General features: G+C 72.0%; 17 protein-coding genes and 2 pseudogenes. 8 read left to right on the top strand and 11 right to left on the bottom strand.

The genetic code is table 11. The features are described from left to right. Nucleotides 1-44: 44 nt before the first annotated feature. Complete coding sequence (locus ABXJ52_RS05020; RefSeq protein ID WP_367039529.1) at nt 45-266, top strand: hypothetical protein; 222 nt, start codon at nt 45-47, stop codon at nt 264-266. Nucleotides 267-330: 64 nt separating this feature from the next. Here ABXJ52_RS05020 and ABXJ52_RS05015 read toward each other — a convergent pair whose 3' ends face one another. Further along, nucleotides 331-777 carry an Lrp/AsnC family transcriptional regulator gene (locus tag ABXJ52_RS05015; RefSeq protein ID WP_363206589.1) on the bottom strand — a complete coding sequence of 149 codons (447 nt, stop codon included), beginning with the start codon at nt 775-777 and terminating at the stop codon, nt 331-333. A 103-nt stretch (nt 778-880) separates the two neighbouring features. On the opposite strand from ABXJ52_RS05015, the gene ABXJ52_RS05010 reads away from it, so the two are divergent. Then, nucleotides 881-1387 carry a rhodanese-like domain-containing protein gene (locus ABXJ52_RS05010; RefSeq protein WP_367048809.1) on the top strand — a complete coding sequence of 169 codons (507 nt, stop codon included), beginning with the start codon at nt 881-883 and terminating at the stop codon, nt 1385-1387. A 58-nt stretch (nt 1388-1445) separates the two neighbouring features. Here the strand turns inward: ABXJ52_RS05010 and ABXJ52_RS05005 are convergent, their stop codons facing one another. Both ABXJ52_RS05005 and ABXJ52_RS05000 read right to left on the bottom strand, forming a co-directional pair. Further along, nucleotides 1446-3170: a DUF885 domain-containing protein gene (locus tag ABXJ52_RS05005; RefSeq protein WP_367039526.1), complete on the bottom strand. Its 1725-nt coding sequence runs from the start codon at nt 3168-3170 to the stop codon at nt 1446-1448. A gap of 35 nt (nt 3171-3205) precedes the next feature. Then, complete coding sequence (locus tag ABXJ52_RS05000) at nt 3206-3718, bottom strand: Lrp/AsnC family transcriptional regulator (protein WP_367039524.1); 513 nt, start codon at nt 3716-3718, stop codon at nt 3206-3208. A gap of 60 nt (nt 3719-3778) precedes the next feature. Here ABXJ52_RS05000 and ABXJ52_RS04995 point away from each other — a divergent pair, with 60 nt between their 5' ends. Next, nucleotides 3779-5059: a PLP-dependent transferase gene (locus ABXJ52_RS04995; protein ID WP_367039522.1), complete on the top strand. Its 1281-nt coding sequence runs from the start codon at nt 3779-3781 to the stop codon at nt 5057-5059. Here ABXJ52_RS04995 and ABXJ52_RS04990 read toward each other — a convergent pair. Next, nucleotides 4998-6341: a GNAT family N-acetyltransferase gene (locus ABXJ52_RS04990; protein WP_367039520.1), complete on the bottom strand. Its 1344-nt coding sequence runs from the start codon at nt 6339-6341 to the stop codon at nt 4998-5000. The two genes, ABXJ52_RS04995 and ABXJ52_RS04990, sit on opposite strands and share 62 nt — an antisense overlap. 141 nt (nt 6342-6482) lie before the next feature. After that, nucleotides 6483-8066 carry an alkaline phosphatase D family protein gene (locus tag ABXJ52_RS04985; RefSeq protein WP_367039518.1) on the bottom strand — a complete coding sequence of 528 codons (1584 nt, stop codon included), beginning with the start codon at nt 8064-8066 and terminating at the stop codon, nt 6483-6485. 275 nt (nt 8067-8341) lie between these two features. On the opposite strand from ABXJ52_RS04985, the gene ABXJ52_RS04980 reads away from it, so the two are divergent. Beyond that, complete coding sequence (locus ABXJ52_RS04980) at nt 8342-8752, top strand: VOC family protein (protein ID WP_367039516.1); 411 nt, start codon at nt 8342-8344, stop codon at nt 8750-8752. Between the two features lie 73 nt (nt 8753-8825). Here ABXJ52_RS04980 and ABXJ52_RS04975 read toward each other — a convergent pair whose 3' ends face one another. Further along, nucleotides 8826-10262: a PLP-dependent aminotransferase family protein gene (locus ABXJ52_RS04975; protein WP_367039514.1), complete on the bottom strand. Its 1437-nt coding sequence runs from the start codon at nt 10260-10262 to the stop codon at nt 8826-8828. Between the two features lie 178 nt (nt 10263-10440). Between ABXJ52_RS04975 and ABXJ52_RS04970 the strand changes: the two are divergent. Continuing rightward, nucleotides 10441-11277: pseudogene (locus tag ABXJ52_RS04970) on the top strand (EamA family transporter); the annotation flags it as partial. Between the two features lie 24 nt (nt 11278-11301). On the opposite strand, the gene ABXJ52_RS04965 reads toward ABXJ52_RS04970, so the two are convergent. Further along, on the bottom strand, nt 11302-12147 hold the full coding sequence (locus ABXJ52_RS04965; protein ID WP_367039512.1) for an alpha/beta fold hydrolase: 846 nt from the start codon (nt 12145-12147) through the stop codon (nt 11302-11304). A gap of 183 nt (nt 12148-12330) precedes the next feature. Here ABXJ52_RS04965 and sigJ point away from each other — a divergent pair, with 183 nt between their 5' ends. Both sigJ and ABXJ52_RS04955 read left to right on the top strand, forming a co-directional pair. Next, nucleotides 12331-13221 carry an RNA polymerase sigma factor SigJ gene (sigJ, locus tag ABXJ52_RS04960; protein ID WP_367039511.1) on the top strand — a complete coding sequence of 297 codons (891 nt, stop codon included), beginning with the start codon at nt 12331-12333 and terminating at the stop codon, nt 13219-13221. 255 nt (nt 13222-13476) lie between these two features. Continuing rightward, entirely contained in the window at nt 13477-14238 is a 762-nt protein-coding gene (locus ABXJ52_RS04955; protein WP_367039509.1) for a GntR family transcriptional regulator, read from the top strand. A 19-nt stretch (nt 14239-14257) separates the two neighbouring features. Here ABXJ52_RS04955 and ABXJ52_RS04950 read toward each other — a convergent pair whose 3' ends face one another. Together ABXJ52_RS04950 and ABXJ52_RS04945 are read right to left on the bottom strand one after the other, a co-directional pair. Next, on the bottom strand, nt 14258-15415 hold the full coding sequence (locus ABXJ52_RS04950; protein ID WP_367039507.1) for an ROK family transcriptional regulator: 1158 nt from the start codon (nt 15413-15415) through the stop codon (nt 14258-14260). Nucleotides 15416-15524: 109 nt separating this feature from the next. Next, a pseudogene (locus tag ABXJ52_RS04945) lies at nt 15525-15614 on the bottom strand (DNA-binding response regulator); the annotation flags it as partial. A 134-nt stretch (nt 15615-15748) separates the two neighbouring features. Between ABXJ52_RS04945 and ABXJ52_RS04940 the strand changes: the two are divergent. Continuing rightward, complete coding sequence (locus ABXJ52_RS04940) at nt 15749-16237, top strand: hypothetical protein (RefSeq protein WP_367039505.1); 489 nt, start codon at nt 15749-15751, stop codon at nt 16235-16237. A 33-nt stretch (nt 16238-16270) separates the two neighbouring features. Here the strand turns inward: ABXJ52_RS04940 and ABXJ52_RS04935 are convergent, their stop codons facing one another. Together ABXJ52_RS04935 and meaB are read right to left on the bottom strand one after the other, a co-directional pair. Next, complete coding sequence (locus tag ABXJ52_RS04935) at nt 16271-17338, bottom strand: enoyl-CoA hydratase/isomerase family protein (RefSeq protein WP_367039503.1); 1068 nt, start codon at nt 17336-17338, stop codon at nt 16271-16273. Between the two features lie 486 nt (nt 17339-17824). Continuing rightward, nucleotides 17825-18832 carry a methylmalonyl Co-A mutase-associated GTPase MeaB gene (gene meaB / locus ABXJ52_RS04930; protein ID WP_367039501.1) on the bottom strand — a complete coding sequence of 336 codons (1008 nt, stop codon included), beginning with the start codon at nt 18830-18832 and terminating at the stop codon, nt 17825-17827. Between the last annotated feature and the right edge of the window lie 2 nt (nt 18833-18834).

The following is an 18834-nucleotide window of genomic DNA, read 5'->3' as shown; positions in this document are numbered from 1 at the left end:
CCGGCACGGCCCCTGGCTGCTGGATGGGGCGGAATCCCGCGAAAGTGGGCCAATTCGATGTCGAGATCGAGGTTCCGGAAGTGGTCGCAGAGTGGACGGCGGTCCCCTCGGGTGTTGCCTCCCTCTCGGCCGTAGGCGCGGAGCCTGGCTTCCTGATTTCGGACGAAGTGGTCAGGTTCGGCGATGGCGAGGATTCGGTCGTCGAGCAAGTCGAAGAAATCGGAGAAGGGTTGCGCTTTAACGGTGACCGCAGCGTCAGCGCATGACAGTGGATCCTCCGTCTTACTCGGCCAACATTGGTGGCAGCTCCTGGGGGGGAGCAGGCCGGCGTCAGCGGCCCAGTGGGCGTCTTGGCAGAGGTGAGGAGTAGACGATGCTGGTGGTCACCGACCCGAGTGCGCCGATCTTTCCGGCGACCTCCTCCAAGTGGCCCATCGAGCGCGCCGCCACCTTGATCACGAAGCAGTCGTCGCCGGTGACGTGGTGTGCCTCCAGGATCTCGGGGGTCACTTCGACCAGGTCGTGGAACGGCTTGTAGTTGCCGTTCGGGTAGCGCAGGCGCACGAACGCCAGGATGGGCAGGCCGAGACGCTCCGGGTCGACCACGGCCGCGTACCCCTGGATCACGCCCGCCTCCTCCAGGCGGCGGACCCGTTCGGTGACGGCGCTCGGGGACATGGCGACGGCGCGTGCCAGCTCGGCGTAGCTGGCGCGGCCCTCACGCTGGAGGACGTCGAGGATGCGCCAGTCGGTGGCGTCCGTGGAATAACCGGTCATATCCGAGAGGTAACAGGGGAATCCCCGGCCGATCAAGAGGTACGCCGGTGATCGGCTCTTCTGGGGCGGCGGACTCGCCCGTAGATTTTTGGGCATGCAAACGATGAAGAACACAGCGCACACCGACGCGGCCACCGCCGTCGGCGCCCCTAACTCCGTCCTGCGGGTGGCCCCGGCCTCCCCGGCTGCCGCCGCCGCGTACTTCGGCGCGAGCCTCGCCTTCCACGCCGACGTGTCCGACGTGGCCTCGGCGCTGGCCGCCGGCGGCGACCCCGGCTTCGTCGTGGTCGACTCCCGGTCGACCGCGTCCTGGGACCAGGGGCACCTTCCCGGCGCCGTTCACCTTCCCACCGCCCTCATTCCCGAGCAGGCGGAGCAGCTCCTCGACAAGTCCGTCCCGGTCGTCACGTACTGCTGGGGCCCCGGCTGCAACGGCGCGACCCGCGCGGCCCTCGCCCTCGCCCAACTCGGCTTCCAGGTCAAGGAGATGCTGGGCGGCTTCGAGTACTGGGCCCGTGAGGGCTTCGAGTTCGAGACCTGGGAGGGCAACGAGCGCCGCGCCCCCGACACCCTCACGGCCCCAGCCGACGCGGCGGACTGCGGCTGCTGAGAGGGGGAGGCGGGGCGCGGCGCGCGTCAACTCGGGTGCGTGCCTGGAGGGCCGACCACTAGAGGGCCGACAACTCGTCCACCAAGTCGTCCAGACCCAGCGATCCCTGCGACAGCGCCGCCATGTGCCACGCCTTCGCGTCGAAGGCGTCACCCAGCCGCCGCCGTGCGTTCTCGCGGCCGAGGAGCCACGCCCGCTCGCCCAGCTTGTAGCCGATGGCCTGGCCGGGGATGGAGAGGTAGCGGGTCATCTCGCTCGCCACGTAATCCGTGGGACGGCTGCAGTGCGCGTCGTAGAACTCCTGCGCCAGGTCGGGAGTCCAGCGCTCGCCCGGGTGGAAGGGCGAGTCCGCGGGGATCTCCAGCTCCAGGTGCATGCCGATGTCGACGATGACGCGCAGCGCCCGCATCATCTGGGCGTCCAGATAACCGAGCCTGCGCTCGGCGTCCTTGAGGAAGCCGAGCTCGTCCATGAGCCGCTCCGCGTACAGCGCCCAGCCCTCCGCGTTGGCGCTGACGATGCCGATGGTCGCCTGGTAGCGGGAGAGGCTCTCCGCGACGTGCGCCCACTGCGCGAGCTGGAGGTGATGTCCCGGCACGCCCTCGTGGTACCAGGTGGAGACCAGGTCGTAGACGGGGAAGCGGGTCTCGCCCATCGTCGGCAGCCAGGTCCGGCCGGGACGCGAGAAGTCCTCCGAGGGTCCCGAGTAGTACGGGGCCGCGGCGCCGCCCGGCGGGGCGATGCGGGACTCCACCTTCCGTACCCGCTCGGCGAGTTCGAAGTGTGTGCCGTTCAGCGCCTCGATCGCCTCGTCCATCAGCTCCTGGAGCCAGACCCGCACCTCCTCCACGCCCTCGATGTGCGTGCCGTGCTCGTCGAGGTGGGCGAGCGCCACCCACGGCGTGTCCGCGCCGGGCAGGATCTTCTCGGCCTCGGTGCGCATCTCGCCGAGCAGCCGGTGGAATTCGGACCAGCCGTACGCGTAGGCCTCGTCGAGGTCCAGGTCGGCGCCGTTGAAGTACCGGGACCAGCGGGCGTAGCGCTCACGGCCCACCGTGTCGGGGGCCCCCTCGATCGCGGGCGCGTACACGTCCCGCATCCAGTCGCGCAGCGCCACGACGGAGGCGGTGGCCGCGCGGGCCGCCGCGTCGAGCTCGGCCCGGAGCGACTCCGGTCCCTCCGCGGCGAACTCCTCGAACCAGCCGCGGCCTCCGTCACCGCCGGGACCCGCCCACTCGCCGAGCTGCCCGATGAACACGGCAGTGGGTCGCGGCGCCGCGAACAGCTTGCGCTCGAGGCCGAGTTCGAGCGAGGCGCGATATCCCTCGTACGCGGCCGGCACGGCACGCAGTCGCTCGGCGATCGCCGCCCAGTCCTCGTCCGTCTCCATCGGAGTCACAGTGAAGATCTCGCGCACCGCGTGCGGAATCGTGTGCAGGTTGCCGACCGCGCGCAGCCCCTCATCGGCCTCGTGCACGGCGAGTTCGGCGGTGAGCCGCTCCCGCAGGAGCCGGGCGCACCGGCGTTCCGCGTCGTTGTCGGCGCCGGGCACGGACTCCGCCTCGTCGAGCCGGGCGAGCGTCGTGCGGGCGAGCTCGGCGACCGCGTCCTGGCCCGCTGGTGAGGTGTCCGGGAGCTTGCTGTGGCTCGCCTTGACGCCGAGATACGTGCCGTTGATGGGATCGAGGGCGATGAGCTCGTCGACGTAGGCGTCGGCGACCTGGCGCGGCAGCGGGCTCCCGCTCCCGTTCTCGCTCGTGTGCGGGATCTTCGTGTCTGACATGCGGCCATCCTCGTACGCGGGACGCGTCCGCGTCATCACGATTGGCCGGAGCTCGCCCCTTGGTCATCGGCTCCCGGGCCCGGCGGAAGGAGCGGGCCGCACTCCCACTGCTGGAAGATCAACCGCGTCTCCACGCGCGCCACTTCGCGCCGCGCCGTGAACTCGTCGAGGACGAGCCGCTGGAGATCCGCCGTGTCGGCCACCGCGACGTGCACCAGATAGTCGTCGGGTCCCGCGAGATGAAACACCGACCGGGACTCCGGCAGCGCTCTGATTCGCTCGACGAACGGCCCCACCAGCTCCCGCCGGTGCGGCCTGACCTGCACGGACAGCAACGCTTCGAGGCCACGCCCGAGCTTCGCCGGATCAAGGCGCAGCTGGTGTCCGAGGATCACACCGGAGCGGCGCAGCCGGGAGATACGGTCGAGGCAGGTCGACGGCGCGACACCCACCTGGGCCGCGAGATCGCGGTAGGTGATCCGGGCATCGTTCTGCAACAGCCGCAGGATGCGGAGATCCACCGGGTCGAGTACGACAGAATCAGCCACTTGCCGAACGTAGCACGGGGGTCAACTGCTGGGCACCGGCCTTTGTTCAGGCTGTCCGGCATGGACACGAACACGGAACCCCGCACCGGATCCGGCCACCCCGCCCGGACCCCGGCGGCGCCCGCACACCGCGCCCTCGCCACCGAGGCCGTGCACGCCGGACGCGACGACCTCGCCGGACTCGGTCTGCACGCCGCACCGATCGACCTGTCCACCACCTACCCCTCGTACGACACCCGGGGCGAGGCGGCGCGCATCGACGCCTTCGCCGCCGACGGAGCCCTGGACGACGGGCCGCCCGTCTACGCCCGCCTCGCGAACCCGACGGTCGCCCGCTTCGAGACGGCTCTGGCCCGGCTCGAAGGGACGGAGAGCGCCGTCGCGTTCGCGAGCGGCATGGCGGCGCTGACGGCCGTCCTTCTCGTACGAGGAGCTGCGGGCCTGCGCCATGTCGTCGCGGTCCGTCCGCTGTACGGATGCAGTGACCACCTCCTCACGGCGGGGCTCCTCGGCTCCGAGGTGACCTGGGTCGACCCCGCGGGGATCGCCGACGCCATCCGCCCCGACACGGGCCTGGTCCTCGTCGAGTCGCCCGCCAACCCGACCCTCGCCGAACTCGATCTGCGCGCGGTGGCCCACGCCTGCGGGACGGTACCGCTGCTCGCCGACAACACCTTCGCGACGCCTGTCCTGCAACGGCCCGTCGAGAGCGGCGCGCGGCTCGTGCTGCACAGCGCCACCAAGTACCTGGGCGGTCACGGCGACGTCCTGGGCGGAGTGGTCGCGTGCGACGAGGAGTTCGCGCGGCAGCTGCGGCAGGTCAGGTTCGCCACCGGCGGGGTGCTGCATCCGCTCGCCGGATATCTGCTGCTGCGGGGCCTTTCCACGCTGCCGGTGCGGGTACGTGCCGCCTCCGCGAACGCGGCGGAGCTCGCGCGGCGCCTGGCCGCCGACCCGCGGGTGAGCCGCGTGCACTATCCGCGGCTCGGTGGCGCCATGGTGGCCTTCGAGGTCGTCGGCGACCCGCACGAGGTGACCGCCCGGGTGCGGTTGATCACCCCGGCGGTCAGCCTCGGCAGCGTGGACACGCTGATCCAGCATCCGGCGTCCATCAGCCACCGCGTCGTGGACCCGGCGGACCGGCGGTCGTCGGGAGTGAGCGACAAGCTGCTGCGCCTTTCAGCCGGCCTTGAGGACGTCGAAGACCTGTGGCGGGACCTCGACCACGCCCTCGGGCCCTGGCCGTCGGACACCCGTGCGCAGGCCGCGGAGCCCCGGTTCAGTACCGCTGCGCCCGTCCCCGCGGCTGGTCGTACGGCAGTCGTGAACTCACCGGCGTAGCGTCCAGGCGCGCGGTGACGACCAGCGTGCCCTCCTCGATCTGGTAGTCGAGTGGAAGCCCGAGGCCGCGCATCGCGGCGACCATGCCCGTGTTGGACGCCTGCGTCACCGCGTACACGCTCTCGCAGCCCGCCTCGACCGCCATCGTCACCAGGCGGGCGAGCAGTTCGGTGCCGATGCCCCGGCGCTGCCAGTCGTCCTCGACGAGCAGGGCGACCTCGGTCTCGTCGCCGTCCCACAGCAGGTGGCCGATGCCGACGATTCGCCCGGACGCCGTACGCACCGCCAGGGTGCGGCCGAACCGCGGGCTCAGCAGGTGGTTGAGATAGCGGTCGGCGTCCCGCACCGGCCCGTGGTAGCGCATGCCGAGGGTGCGCTGCGAGCAGCGGTCGTGCATGGCCCTGGCCGCGTCGAGATCGGCGGTGTCGGCCCGGCGGACGGTGATGGAGTTGCCCTCGGCGAGGGTGAGTACGTCCTGGCTGCGCGGGATGCGCGGGCCGAGCCGGCTGTCGAGCTCGACCAGGGCACGGGCGCGGGCGAACTCGGTGGGCGTGAACGGCAGATACGGCCGCTCCACGGTGATCACTTCGCCGTCGGGGGCCCGCAGCCGGAGCACCGTGCCCTCGCCTTCGAGCCCGCCCTCGACGGGGGCGCCGTCGGCCGCCTTGTCCGCCCGGGGCCCCGACGCGGCACCCTGCGCCTTCGCGGGCAGCGACCGGATGGTGCAGCGGCCCAGCAACTGGCGCAGCGCGAGCGGGAGTTCCGCGGCGTCGAGGGCGGTGCGGGTGGCGAGGCCCAGGATGCGGGTGGGGGCGTCCACCAGGTCGTGGGCGTCCGCCCGCTCGATCCAGGTGGCCGAGCCGCCCGCGAGCGCGACGTCCCGGGTGATGTCGGCCGCGGGCAGGTCGATGGGGGCGCGCAGCAGGAACTCGTCGACGGTGCCTTCGGCCAGCGGGTGCGCCTGGAGGCTCAGGATGTCGACCTCGCCGCGGGCCAGGACCGTGCACAGGGCGGCCAGCGAGCCCGGCTCGTCCCGCACAGTGGTGCGCATCCGCCACAGCGTCGTCGCCTCCGCGGTCTGCTGCCCGGCGGTGTGCTGCCCGGCGGTCTGCGGCCGGGCGCCGGTATCGTCCGGCGTCGGGGGCGCGTGGTTGTGGCGGCGTGCCCACCATGTGTGGAACCCGACCGTGGCGAGCAGCGCCACGGCGGAGATCACCAGCAGGGCGGGGGCGTCGGGCCCGTGCCCGATCATGTTCGTCACATCAGACATGTCAGCACTCATACAGTCACTGTGGACGAAGGGTGTTGCGTGATCACGAACGTTTTGTGACTGATGAGTTAAGACACCTTCTGCCCGTTTAGTTCATCTTTGGTCTTTCGTGGCGTCCGGACGTGACATCCCGTTGCCTGTTCGGGGGCGTCATCACTGCTGCCCCACCCGACCCGGAGTCAGGGCCTTGGTGAACAGCACCGCGCCGTCCTCCTGGCGCAGCCGCACGGTCAGTTCTCCGCTGCCGCCGTCGATGTCGACCTCGCCGAAGTACTGCGGCGTCTCGGCGGGTGAGGTGTTGGCGCGGTTCGGGGCCTTGAGGAAGCGCTGCTCGGCGCCGAACGTGCCGTCGAGTTTGAGGGCCTGGAAACCGCCGGCGGCCAGCGGTCCCGACACGAACTCCCAGAACGGCGCGAAGTCCTTGAACGCCGCACGCGAGGGGTCGTAGTGCTGCGCCGACGTGTAGTGCACGTCGGCCGTCAGCCACAGCGTTCCGGTGATCTTGCGGTGCTTGATGTGCCGCAGCAGCTCGGCGATCTGCAGCTCGCGGCCGAGCGGCGCGCCGGGGTCACCTTGCGCCACCGCCTCGAAGTTCGCCGAGCCGTCCGGTACGACAAGGCCCAGCGGCATGTCGGACGCGATGACCTTCCAGGTGGCCCGCGAGCGCGACAACTCCCGCTTCAGCCACTGAAGTTGCCGGGCGCCCAGGATGCCGGTGGTGTCGTCGGGCTGCCTGCCGGGCGAGTTGGCGTTGCGGTAGGAGCGCATGTCCAGGACGAACACGTCGAGGAGCGGGCCGTGCCGCAGCACGCGGTACACGCGACCGTCCTCGTCGCCCGGCGGGAGCGAGGAGATGGGGTAGTACTCGCTGAACGCCCGCAGGGAGCGCTCGGCGAGGACGTCCACGTTCTTCTCGGTGTAACGGGGGTCGGTCAGGATCTGGCCCGGGTACCAGTTGTTGCGCACCTCGTGGTCGTCCCACTGGACGATCGAGGGCACCTGCGCGTTGAACCGCCGCACGTTCTCGTCGAGCAGGTTGTAGCGGAAGGCTCCGCGGAACTCCGCGAGCGACTCGGCGACCTTCGACTTCTCCTCCGTGGTCACGTTCCGCCACACGCTGCCGTCGGGCAGCGTGACGCTCGGCAGGATGGGCCCGTCGGCGTAGATGTTGTCGCCGCTGCACAGGAAGAAGTCAGGGTTCCTGCGGCGCATCTCGTCGAAGACGCGCCAGCCGCCGCGGTCCGGGTTGATGCCCCACCCCTGGCCCGCGATGTCACCCGACCACAGGAAGCGCACCCCCTCCTTGCGCCCCTTCGGAGTCGTACGGAACGTGCCGGTGACAGGCTCTCCCGTACGTCTGGGGTCGTCGGGGTCGGCCAGGACCACGCGGTAGTGGATCTGCTCGCCCGCGGGAAGGCCGCGCAGTCGTGTCGTCCCGGTGAAGTCGGTGTCCGGGCCGAGCAGCGGACCCTTCCACCGGGTGGGGTTACGGAAGGACTCCGTCGCGGACGTCTCCACGATCATGCGGGCCGGGCGGTCGGAACGCACCCACACCAGGCCCGCGTGCGCCGTCACGTCACCGGCCTGCACACCCCACTCGGCCCGCGGACGTCCTGACCGGGCGAACGCCGGAGCGGCCCCGGCGACGGACGGCACGGCCAGCGCCGCCGGCACGGCGAGCGAGCCGCGCAGCACACTGCGGCGGCGAGGGGACGGGCTCGGCTGAGGGTGTGACATGAATGCGCCTCCAGTGACAGGTCCGACCAGTGTGCAGGGCCACAACTAGCGGTGCGCGGCGGCGCACACACAAACCACAAGTGAACAACTGCCCATGGGGGCAAGGGAACCGGTGTGCGAAAACAGTGTCGGCCGCAGCGTCGCCTACATCCCCGGTCGCAGGTCTCGGGTCGCAGCAGACCGGGGCCGGACGCCCGATGCCGGAAGATCGTTCGCTGTCTACGCTCAGCGGCAGGGGTGTGCGGCCGAGCGCGCCCGCCCGGAGGGGGAGCCCTATGCCTGTCAGCGGTCAGAGCCACATCCGCATCGCCCGCCCGTCGCGTGACCTCGCGGCGGCGGAGCGCTTCTGGGTGACGGGCCTCGGCCTGGACGTCGTATGGCGTGCGGAGGGCGGCGGCGCTCCCGGGGAGCACGATCTGCTCATGGCCGGATGGCCGGACGCGTCCTGGCATCTCGAACTCGTCCACGAGGCCGGCAAGCCGGTCGAGCCCCGCCCCACGGAGGAGGACCTCCTCGTCATCTACCTCGCGGAGGCCGTCCCCGACGACCTGGTGGCCCGCCTGGAGACGCACGGCGGCACGCGCGTGAAGTCGCCCAACCCGTACTGGAACGAGTGGGGCGTCACCATCGAGGACCCGGACGGCTACCGCCTGGTGCTGTGCACGCGCGGGTGGGCCAACTCCTGAGGGACGCGATCCGTGACGGCCCCCTTTGGTCGCCGACGGCCCAGGTGCCGTCCCGCGCCACGGAGAGCTGCTGTCACCGCAGCGTCGCAGCGGCGTCACCGCGGCCCGCTGCCCCCTCCGCGAGGAGTCGCACGCCCTCGGTGATGCGGTCGGGCGTGAGGTGGGCGTAGCCGAGCACGAGGCGCACCCCTGAGCCAGCCGCGGAGCCGTAGTCGCTCAGTGGACGCACCCCGACCCCGGCCGCCGACGCACGCCGCAGGAAGTCGCCCTGCGATCCGGGGCGTTCGGGCAGCCGGGCGATGACGTGCAGTCCGGCCGCGATGCCGGTCACCTCCGTACCGGGAAAGTACGTGCCGAGCGCCGCGACGAGCGTGTCCCTGCGCGCGCGGTAGGCACGCTGACAGCGGCGCAGCTGACGGTCGTAGTCCCCGCGCTCGACGAAGCGTGCGAGCAGCGCCTGGTCGAGCACGGGATTGCCCAGGTCCATCATGCGTTTGCGGGCAACGACCTCATCGGCCAGTGCCTGGGGCACGAGCAGCCAGCCGAGGCGAAGCCCCGGAGCGAGCGACTTGCTGACCGAGCCCGTGTACGCGACGTGCTCGGGGTCGAGCCCCTGGAGCGCGCCCACCGGGGCCCGGTCGTAGCGGAAGTCCCCGTCGTAGTCGTCCTCGATAATCAGCCCGTCCACGTCCCGTGCCCAGTCCAGGAGTTCGGTGCGCCGTCGGGCCGAGTAGCCGATGCCCAGCGGGAACTGGTGGGCGGGCGTGGTGACGACCGCGCGCAGGCCCCGCTCCCTCAGCACGCCGGTGACGGCACCCTCGTCGTCGAGGGGAACCGGCACCGTCGCGATGTCCGCCGAGGCGAACAGCTCGTCGTGCTGCGGGCTTCCGGGGTCCTCGACCCCGATGGCGCGCACCCCGCGCGCGCGGAGCGCGAAGCCGACCAGGGCCATGGCCTGCGCCACGCCGGAGCAGACGACGATCGTCTCCGGGTCCGCGACCACACCCCGGCGGCGTACGAGCAGTTCGGCGAGGGCCGTACGCAGCCGGGGCAGGCCGCGCGGGTCCGGGTATCCGAGCATGTGGTGGGGGAGTTCGGCGAGGACGCCGCGGTGCGCGGCCGCCCACGCGGCGCGCGGGAACAGGGAGAGGTCGGGGGTCCCCGCGATGAAGTCCACGCGCGCGTGCACGGGGCGGGGCGCCAGGTCGCGTGCGCCCGGTGCGGCCTTCCGCGCCGCACCGCCCACCCAGGTGCCCGCTCCGCGATCGCTGCGCAGATAGCCCTCGGCCGTCAACTGCTCGTACGTCTCCGTCACGAGCCCCCGAGAGACGCCCAGATCGGCGGCGAGCTCACGGCTCGACGGCAGCCGTGTCCCCGCGGGCAGCCGACCGGACCTGACCGCCTCGCGCAGCGCCGACCGAAGGCTGCGTCCCCGGCTGCGGGCGGGGGCGGACGCGGCCGGCAGCAACAGCTCCCAGGCCGCGGACCCTTGCCCCGAAACGGATGTCACAGGGACGCGCCTCCTGACAGCGACGGACGGGCGGGGCCGGGAATCCGGGGGAGACGGACTCGCCGGGGCCGGGAACCCGGGAGCGACGGACTGGCCGGGGCCGCCCGGAAAGTGGTCCCCGAACAGGCCGCCCAAGTGGACCTTAAACCGGTCCGCGTCCGTTCCTAACGTCAGGGACATGAACGCGAACCTCACGCGGGGGTCCCTCCTCGCCGCCCTCGCCTGCCTCCTCGTCGGCGGCTCCTTCACCGCCAACAGCCTCCTCGGCGACTACCCGTACGCGGGCGGCCAGTTCCTGCGCTACGGCCTGGCCTGCCTGCTGCTCCTGCCGCTGCTCGGGCGGGGCGCCGCCGCGCCGCTGCGCCGCCTGACGCACCGCCAGTGGGGGCGGCTCGCCGTGCTCGCCGCCGTCGGCATGGTCGGCTTCAACGTGGCGATCCTCGCCGCCGAACGCACGGCGGAACCTGCCGTACCGGGTGTCTTCGTAGGCTGCGCCCCGGTCGTCGTGGCGGTCATCGTGCCTCTTCTTGCGGGGCGGAAACCGCAACGGGCGGTCTTGTACGGGGCGTTGATCGTGGCGGCGGGAGCTTTCACCGTGCAGGGGTGGGGCCGTACGGACGTGGTCGGCATCCTCTTCTCCGTGGGCGCGCTCGTGGGGGAGGTCGGCTTCGCGGTCCTCGCCGTTCCCGTGCTGCGGCCGCTCGGCCCCAAGCTGCTCTCCGCGACGGTGTGCGGGATCGCCGCCGTCGAGTCCGCCCTCATCGGTGTCGTGGTGGACGGAGGCGACTGGCTGCGGATGCCCGGCACCACCGAGACGGCGGCCCTGCTGTGGCAGGCAGGGGTCGTCACCGTCATCGGGTTCGTCTGCTGGTACTCGGGCATCCAGCGCATCGGCGCCGAGCGCGCCACCCTCTTCTCCGGGCTCATTCCCGTCGCCGCGGCCTTCACTGCACCGCTGGTCGGCACCGGCGCCTACGGCGCCCCGCAAGCTGTGGGGAGCGCGCTCGTCGGCGCCGGGGTGGCCCTCGGCTCCGGCGTGCTACGCGGCCGGCGCGCGGCGGCAGGTGTCGAGGACGACGCGCGAGACGAGCGCCGGATCGTCGTTCATCGGGACGTGGCCGCAGCCAGGGAGACGCACCAGACGCGCTGCGGGGACGGCGTGCTTCGCGCGAACGCCCTGGCGGCGCAGCAGGATCCGGTCGCGCGAGCCCCACGCGACGGTGACCGCGACTCCGGGCACGTCGTCACTGAAGAGCACGTCACGCCCCGCGGCGAGGGTCTGCTCGAACCCCGTGGCCCCGCGCAGCGCGAGCGTCTCGGCGACGACGGCCTCGGCTGAACGGCGCCCAGGGCGGGCGTAGATGGTGCTGGTGAGCGCCGCACGCCCGGCCGCGGTCCGCGAGAGCCGTTCGATCAGCGGCAACGGGAGCATCCGCGCCCCGTGCCGCATGGCGAGCAGGGTGTTGAACGCGTACCGCCGCTCCCCGGGCGTCCAGAAGCCCGCGGGGGACAGCGCGGTGACCGAGCGCACGAGCCTCTCCCGGCCGAGTTCCAGAGCGAGCAGACCGCCAAGCGAGTTGCCCGCCACGTGCGGACGCTCGATCTCCAGCGCCTCGCACAGCGCGCCGAGCACGGACACCACCGTCGAGATGTCGTACGGAAGCCCGTCGGGCAGGGCGGCGGACTCCCCGAAGCCCGGCAGGTCCACGGCTATCACGTCGTACTCGGCGGCCAGAATGCCGAACACCGGGTCCCACGCCTGGTGGTGGTGCCCGATGCCGTGCAGCAGGAGGAGCGGCTCGCCCTCGCCCGCGCGTTCGTAGGCTACGGACAGTGTCCGCGGGCCGCCGGGCGATTCGACGCTGAAGGACACTTCTGCGGCCATTCTGCTGCTCCAGACCCCGTCGCGCGGCGACGGTCCTCGGACACTTAGACACCTTGTCAGCAACAATTACCGCTCAGTAGCCCTCAGTTCAAGGGGGTGGGCGGGGCGGCTGCCCGGCCGGTGTGGGGCGCGACGCACCGATTTCGCCTGGACACCGGCCGGTCCGTCGGCTGGGATGGAGAGGTGGCGACCGACACTGTGACCGATGTCTTCGAAGAGCACCGGCCCGTCCTGATGGGCGTGGCCTACCGCATGCTCGGCCGGGTGGCCGACGCGGAGGACGTCGTGCAGGAGTCCTGGCTGCGCTGGTCGGCGGCCGACCAGCCGCAGGTGCGCGACCCGCGCGCCTACTTGGTGCGTGTCACCACCCGGCTCGCGATCGACCGGCTGCGCCACGTGCAGTCACGCCGCGAGTCCTACGTCGGTCCATGGCTGCCCGAACCCCTGGTCACGGACTACGGGCCGACCGTCCCCGACACCGCCGAGCAGGCCGTGCTCGCCGACTCCGTCTCCATCGCCGTCATGGTCGTCCTGGAGTCCCTCTCGCCCCTGGAGCGCGCGGTGTTCGTGCTGCGGGAGGCCTTCGGATTCCCGTTCTCGGAGATCGCCCTCACGCTGGACCGCGGCGAGCCCGCCGTGCGGCAGCTCGCGGCGCGGGCCCGCAAGCACGTAGACGAGGGCAGGCCACGCTATGCGGTGGACCCGGACGAGCGCAGGGACCTGACCGAGCGGTTCCTCGCCGCGGCGACCGGCGGCGACCTGGACGGCCTGGTGTCCCTGCTCGCTCCGGGCGTACGCCTCGTCGGCGACAGCGGCGGCAAGGCGAAGGGCCCGCTGCGCGCCATCGAGACGGCCGACAAGGTGGGCCGGTTCCTCGGCGGCGCGGTCCGCAGGGGCCTGCCGCAGGGGGCGGAGCTGGAGGCCCGGTTCCTGGAGGTCAACGGCGCCGATTCCGTGCTGGTCCTGGTCGACGGCAAACCGGACTCCCTCTTCCAACTGGACGTCGCCGACGGCCGGATCACCAACCTCTACGTCATCCGCAACCCGGACAAGCTGGTCGGTCTCCCCTTCTAGGCCGCAGCTGACGAATCCCCGTCATCCCCCGTCCTTACAGGGCGGGGGATTTTGTCTTGTTCGCTACGTGCGCGTGACCCGACGCCAACATCGCGTGAATGCTCTGTGGCATCGTCCCTGTGCGCGCTGTAACGGATCGAGGATTGGTCTTGACCAAGGGTGGGTGCCGTTCTATCGTCGCAGAGATAGTGCAGGAACCTTTAATAAACAAGGGCGCTAAAAAGCCGCCGGCACACGGCGATTGCGGAGGACAGGGTGGGGACCACGCAGCTGGAAACGGCGCCGGAGCCGAAGTACTGGCACCTCAAGACCGTGCTCAGCGAGGCACTCGACTCCGAGTTCGCCGTCGGCGAGATCCTGCCCAACGAACGTGATCTTGCGGCCCGGTTCGGGGTCGCCCGCGCCACGCTCCGGCAGGCACTCGAGCAGCTCGAACTGGAAGGCAGGCTGCAGCGCCGCCGCGGCGTCGGCACGACCGTCGCCCCGCCGCGGATGGGTGTGGCCGTCGGATCCGCACAAGGCACCTGGCCGGGCGAGGTCGGCGACGCCTGGCAGCCCGCCGACTGCGCACCGGCGGTCCCGCCCGCCGAAGTGGCCCGCATGCTGGCCGCCGACCCCGACGACCAGGTGCACGTCGTGCGGCGCACACGCGTCTCGCACGGCCAGCCCGTGGCCGCCGAACTGCTCTACGTGCCGACGTCGTCCGTCACGGAGCTCTCCGCCGTCGACGCCCCCTCCGGACCGGCACGCGCGCGTGCCGTACTGCGCGAGCTGCACCGGCTCGGCCTCGAAGGACAGGACCGCGCCGTGGAGCTCGGCTCGGCCCGCGCGGACGACGCCAAGGCGCTCGACCGGCTGCCCGGAGCCCCGGTCCTCGTCGTGACGACCCGGTTCTTCGCCGAGGGGCGCACCGCGGCGGTCTCCGTGGCGACGTACCGCGCGGACACCTGCCGCCTCACGTTCGGCGACGCGGGCGGCGTCGAGATCCACCACGGCCCCGAGCGCCAGGCATCCTGACCCGCGTCGGCGCGGCGCCTCAGCGCCGCGCCGTGACCGTCCCCTCCACCGCGAACAGCTGCTCCTCGACGTGGTCGAGGGCGAGGCGCAGCGCGCCCGTGGCGATGGCGGCCTCGCCGAGCACCGAAAGGGCCACCCGCGGCGGCCGCAGGCAGTAGCGGGCCAACTCGCGGCGCAGCGGCTCCAGCACACCGTCCAGACCCGCCGCCCAGCCGCCCACGACGACCAGTTCGGGGTCAAGGGCGAGCACCAGCGCCGCCACGTCGTGCACCAGGCGCTGGATGAACCGCTCCACAGCCTGCCCCGCCCGCTCGTCACCCTCGCGCGCGTGGGCGAACACGTCCGCCACCGCCTGCTCGTCGAGCGGGTGCAGCGGCTCGTCCGTGGTCGAAAGGAGCGTCTCCGGGGTCACGTCACGGCCAAGGAGATGCAGGGCTCCGATCTCCCCGGCGGCGCCGCCGTAGCCGCGGTGCAGCCGTCCGCCGATCAACGCCCCCGCACCCGGGCTGAGCCCCGCGAGGACGAACACCACGTCGTCGGACTCGGTCGCCGCGCCCTTCCAGTGTTCGGCCACGGCCGCCGTGTTCGCGTCGTTCTCCACCAGGACCGGGCACTTGAAGGACCGGCGAAGGCGCTCGCCCAGCGGGAGCCCGGTCCACTCCGGCAGCGCGGTGCCCAGGCGCACCGTGCCGTCCGCCTCCACGATCCCGGGGCTGCCGACGCCGACCGCGCGCAGTGAGCTGCGGGCGACCCCGCAACGGCGCAGCAGATCGGCGACCGCCGTGCGCAGCCGCTCGATGCGTTCGTCCGCCGACGCCGTCTCGTCCACGTCCTTGGCGGCGGTCCCCAGCACCCGGCCGTCCAGATCCGAGAGGACGGCGGCCACCCGGTGCGGGCCGATCTCCAGGCCGAGCAGATGCCCCGCCTCCGCCCGGAAGCGGAACCTCCGGGCGGGCCGTCCCTGGCGTCTTGCCGCGCCTTCCTCGGCGGCGGTCTCCACCACGAGCCCGGCCTCGATGAGCCCCTCGACCACGCCCTCGACGGTCGGCCTCGAAAGCCCCGTCACCCGGGTGACCTCGGTAAGTGTCGCGAAGTCCGCCGCACGCAGCGCGTGCAGCACCACCGCGGAGTTGATCCGCCGCAGCAGAGAGGGATCCCCGCCGGTCAGCCGCCCCAACGTCCGTCCTCCCAGCTCGTGCGCATGATGGGCGGATCGTACTCGCCGGGGCCGACCGCTGCGAGCGCCGGGCCCACCTCTGGCACGGAGTGCCGGTCTGCCGTGGCTCTCACTCCGGTGCCACGAAACCGGATTCGTACGCGGCGATGGCCGCCTGCGTCCGGCCGCGGGCCCCCAGCTTCGACAGGACGGGGCTCACGAGTCGGCTTCCTGACCGGTCAGGCCTTCGCTTCCTGCCGGGCCGGGCAGGACAGCAGGTGCTCCACGTGAACCTGACCGGAACTAGGACTGACGGCGGGCCAGTTGTCAGTGGGGGCCGCTTTACTGGGTGTCATGAGTACCGCAGAGCATCTCGCCGCGATCGACCTGCTGCGCTCACGGGAGTTCCCCGCGGAGCGCGGCAGGTCGTCGTGCGGCGTCGGCGGTCCGGGGTATCACATCGCCGAGTTACTGACGAGTGACGACTTCTGGGAGGACGACGGCACACAGTGGGAGGCGACCTCCGATCAGTACGACGCCGAGCGCGACGGCCTGACGGTCCTGCTCGCCGAGCGCTGGGGAGCGCCCCAGATGTTCAGCCTCGCGAGCCTCTTCGAGCGGGCGCAGGGCGGTGTCCATGACTTCGAGGGCGCGGCCAATGCTGCAGAGGAGATAGAGGAGACAGAGGAGATACCGGAGCCGTGGGGGTCGCTGAGCTGCTCGGTGCCGGACCTTCATCTGTGGCGGGTCGACGAGCGGTGGATAGCGCTCGGCGTCTCCCAGTGGGACAAAGAGCTGCCGTTCCAGCTCCTCGCGGTGGTCACGGAGATCGATCCGCCGTAGCGGGCGCGTTCAGGGTCCGGATCAGGGTCACCGTCATGCTGTCCCGGCGGCGAGACCGAGCTCGTCGCCGGCGCGCGGCGCGAAGTGGCGGGCCACGTCCGCGTCGCTCACCTGGGCGAGTTCGGCGGGGGACCAGTGCGGATCACGGTCCTTGTCGACGACCTGGGCGCGGATGCCCTCGACCAGGTCCGGCGCGGTGATCGCGGCGGCCGACACGCGGTACTCCTGGTCGAGCACCTGCTCCAGGGACGCGAGGCCGCGGGCCCGGCGCAGGGCGGCGAGGGTGACCTTGAGGGAGATCGGCGACTTGGAGAGGATGGTCTCGGCCGTCTCCTTGGCAGCCCGGTCACCGGAGTTGTACAGCCTGTCGACGATCTCCTCCACGGAGTCGTGGGCGTAGCAGGCGTCGATCCACTCGCGCTGGACGGCCAGTTCGCCCCCGGGCGGGGCGGCGGCGTACTCCGCGATCACCTCGCTCACGTCGGCTTCGGCGAGGGCGGCCGTGAACTCCGCCAGCCGCTCCGACGGCACGAAGTGGTCGGCGAGACCGCACAGGATCGCGTCGCCAGCGCCCACCGCCGCGCCGGTCAGCGCGAGGTGGGTGCCGAGTTCGCCGGGCGCCCGTGACAGCAGATACGTACCGCCGACGTCCGGTACGAAGCCGATCCCCGTCTCCGGCATGGCGATCCGGGAGCGCTCGGTGACGATCCGCACGCTGCCGTGCGCCGAGACGCCGACCCCGCCGCCCATCACGATGCCGTCCATGACGGCCACATACGGCTTCGGGAAGCGGGCGATACGGGCGTTGAGCCGGTACTCGTCGCGCCAGAAGGCCACGGACGCGGCGCCGCCGCCCGCACGGACGTCGTCATGGATGGACCGGATGTCACCGCCGGCACACAGCCCGCGGGCACCTTCGCCGGTGAGGACGACGGTGGTGATGTCGTCGTCCCGCTCCCATGCGGTGAGGGCGTCGTCCAGCAGCCGGACCATGGTGTGGTTGAGGGCGTTGATGGCGCGGGGCCGGTTGAGGACGAGGTACCCCGCACGGCCGTGCACGCGCAGGAGGACGGGAGCTTCGTCGGAGTCAGCGGTGGGCATGGGGCGGGTGGCTCCTTCGACGGGTGATGCGGGTGTCCAGGTGCGCGCCGGGCGGGGAGCGCACAGATCGAATCTACGGTGTGACGTCGCCGGGCGGCGGCGGGGGCCACGGTCAGAGCGAGGGCGGGGGCCACGGTCAGAGCGAGGGGCGACGGCGAGGGCGAGTGGAAGGCGACCGACCCAATGGTGATCTCTCCCGACCGCTTGCCCCGAGAGCGGGGCCGACGGATCGGTCATGTCGAGCTCACCGCCGAACACCAAGCGCGTCGCGCCGAGGACCAGCCGCCGCCCTCGGCGCGGGCCGCGACGGCGGGGGAGACGGGGAGACGGGGAGACGGGGAGACGGGAGAGAGGGGCGGCACAGCCGCGACGACGTCGCGCCGAGCGCGGCTTCTGACCACGCCCCGGAGCGTATGAGCCGGGTGAGCCGACCGGCATCGACGAAGGTGCCGGGCAACCCCCTACGTTCGTAAGGGTTGTCGGCGATCAGGCCGAACCCTCGCCCCCGCGCCCCTGAAACGCCTCCAGAATCCGCTCGGCCGCCAGCGTGGCCGTCAACGTGCCCTCCCGTACGCGCTGTTCGAGCTCAGGGGCCAGATCCCGTACGGCGCCGTTCCCCCGCAGCCGGTCGAGCAGCTCGTCCCGCACCATCGTCCACGTCCAGTCGACCTGCTGGTCGCGCCGCTTGGCGGCGAGGCGACCCGTGGAGTCGAGGAGCGAGCGGTGTTGTTCCAGACGGTCCCACACCTCGTCCAGGCCGCTGGACTCCCGCGCACTGCAACTGAGCACCGGGGGAGTCCACGCCGCGTCCGCGGGGTGCATCAGCCGCAGCGCGCCCGCCAGTTCACGCGCCGCCGAGCGCGCGTCCCGCTCGTGCGGGCCATCCGCCTTGTTGATGGCGAGCACGTCCGCCAGTTCGAGGACACCCTTCTTGATGCCCTGGAGCTGGTCGCCTGTACGGGCCAGACTCAGCAGCAGGAACGAGTCGACCATGTTCGCGACCGCCGTCTCCGACTGGCCCACGCCCACCGTCTCGACCAGCACGACGTCGTACCCCGCCGCCTCCATCACCACGATCGACTCGCGTGTGGCCTTCGCGACCCCGCCGAGCGTCCCCGCGGTGGGCGATGGACGCACGAACGCCGCCGGGTCCACCGCGAGCCGTTCCATCCGCGTCTTGTCGCCGAGGATCGAACCCCCCGTCCGGGTCGACGAAGGGTCGACGGCGAGGACCGCGACCCGGTGCCCGAGGCCGGTCAGCATCGTGCCGAGCGCGTCGATGAACGTCGACTTGCCCACGCCGGGCACGCCGCTGATGCCGATCCGCCGCGCCCGCCCGCTGTGCGGAAGCAGCTGGGTCAGCAACTCCTGCGCCAGGGCGCGGTGTTGGGGCCGGGTCGACTCGACGAGCGTGATGGCGCGCGCGATCTGCGCACGCTTCCCGTCGAGGACGCCCTTGACGTACGCGTCGATGTCGATCCTCGGCGCCGCCATGC

The sequence above is a fragment of the Streptomyces sp. Je 1-332 genome (assembly GCF_040730185.1).
Classification (GTDB): Bacteria; Actinomycetota; Actinomycetes; order Streptomycetales; family Streptomycetaceae; genus Streptomyces.
The sequence above is the reverse complement of the archived record's forward strand: the minus strand, read 5'-3'. Positions and strand labels throughout refer to the sequence as shown.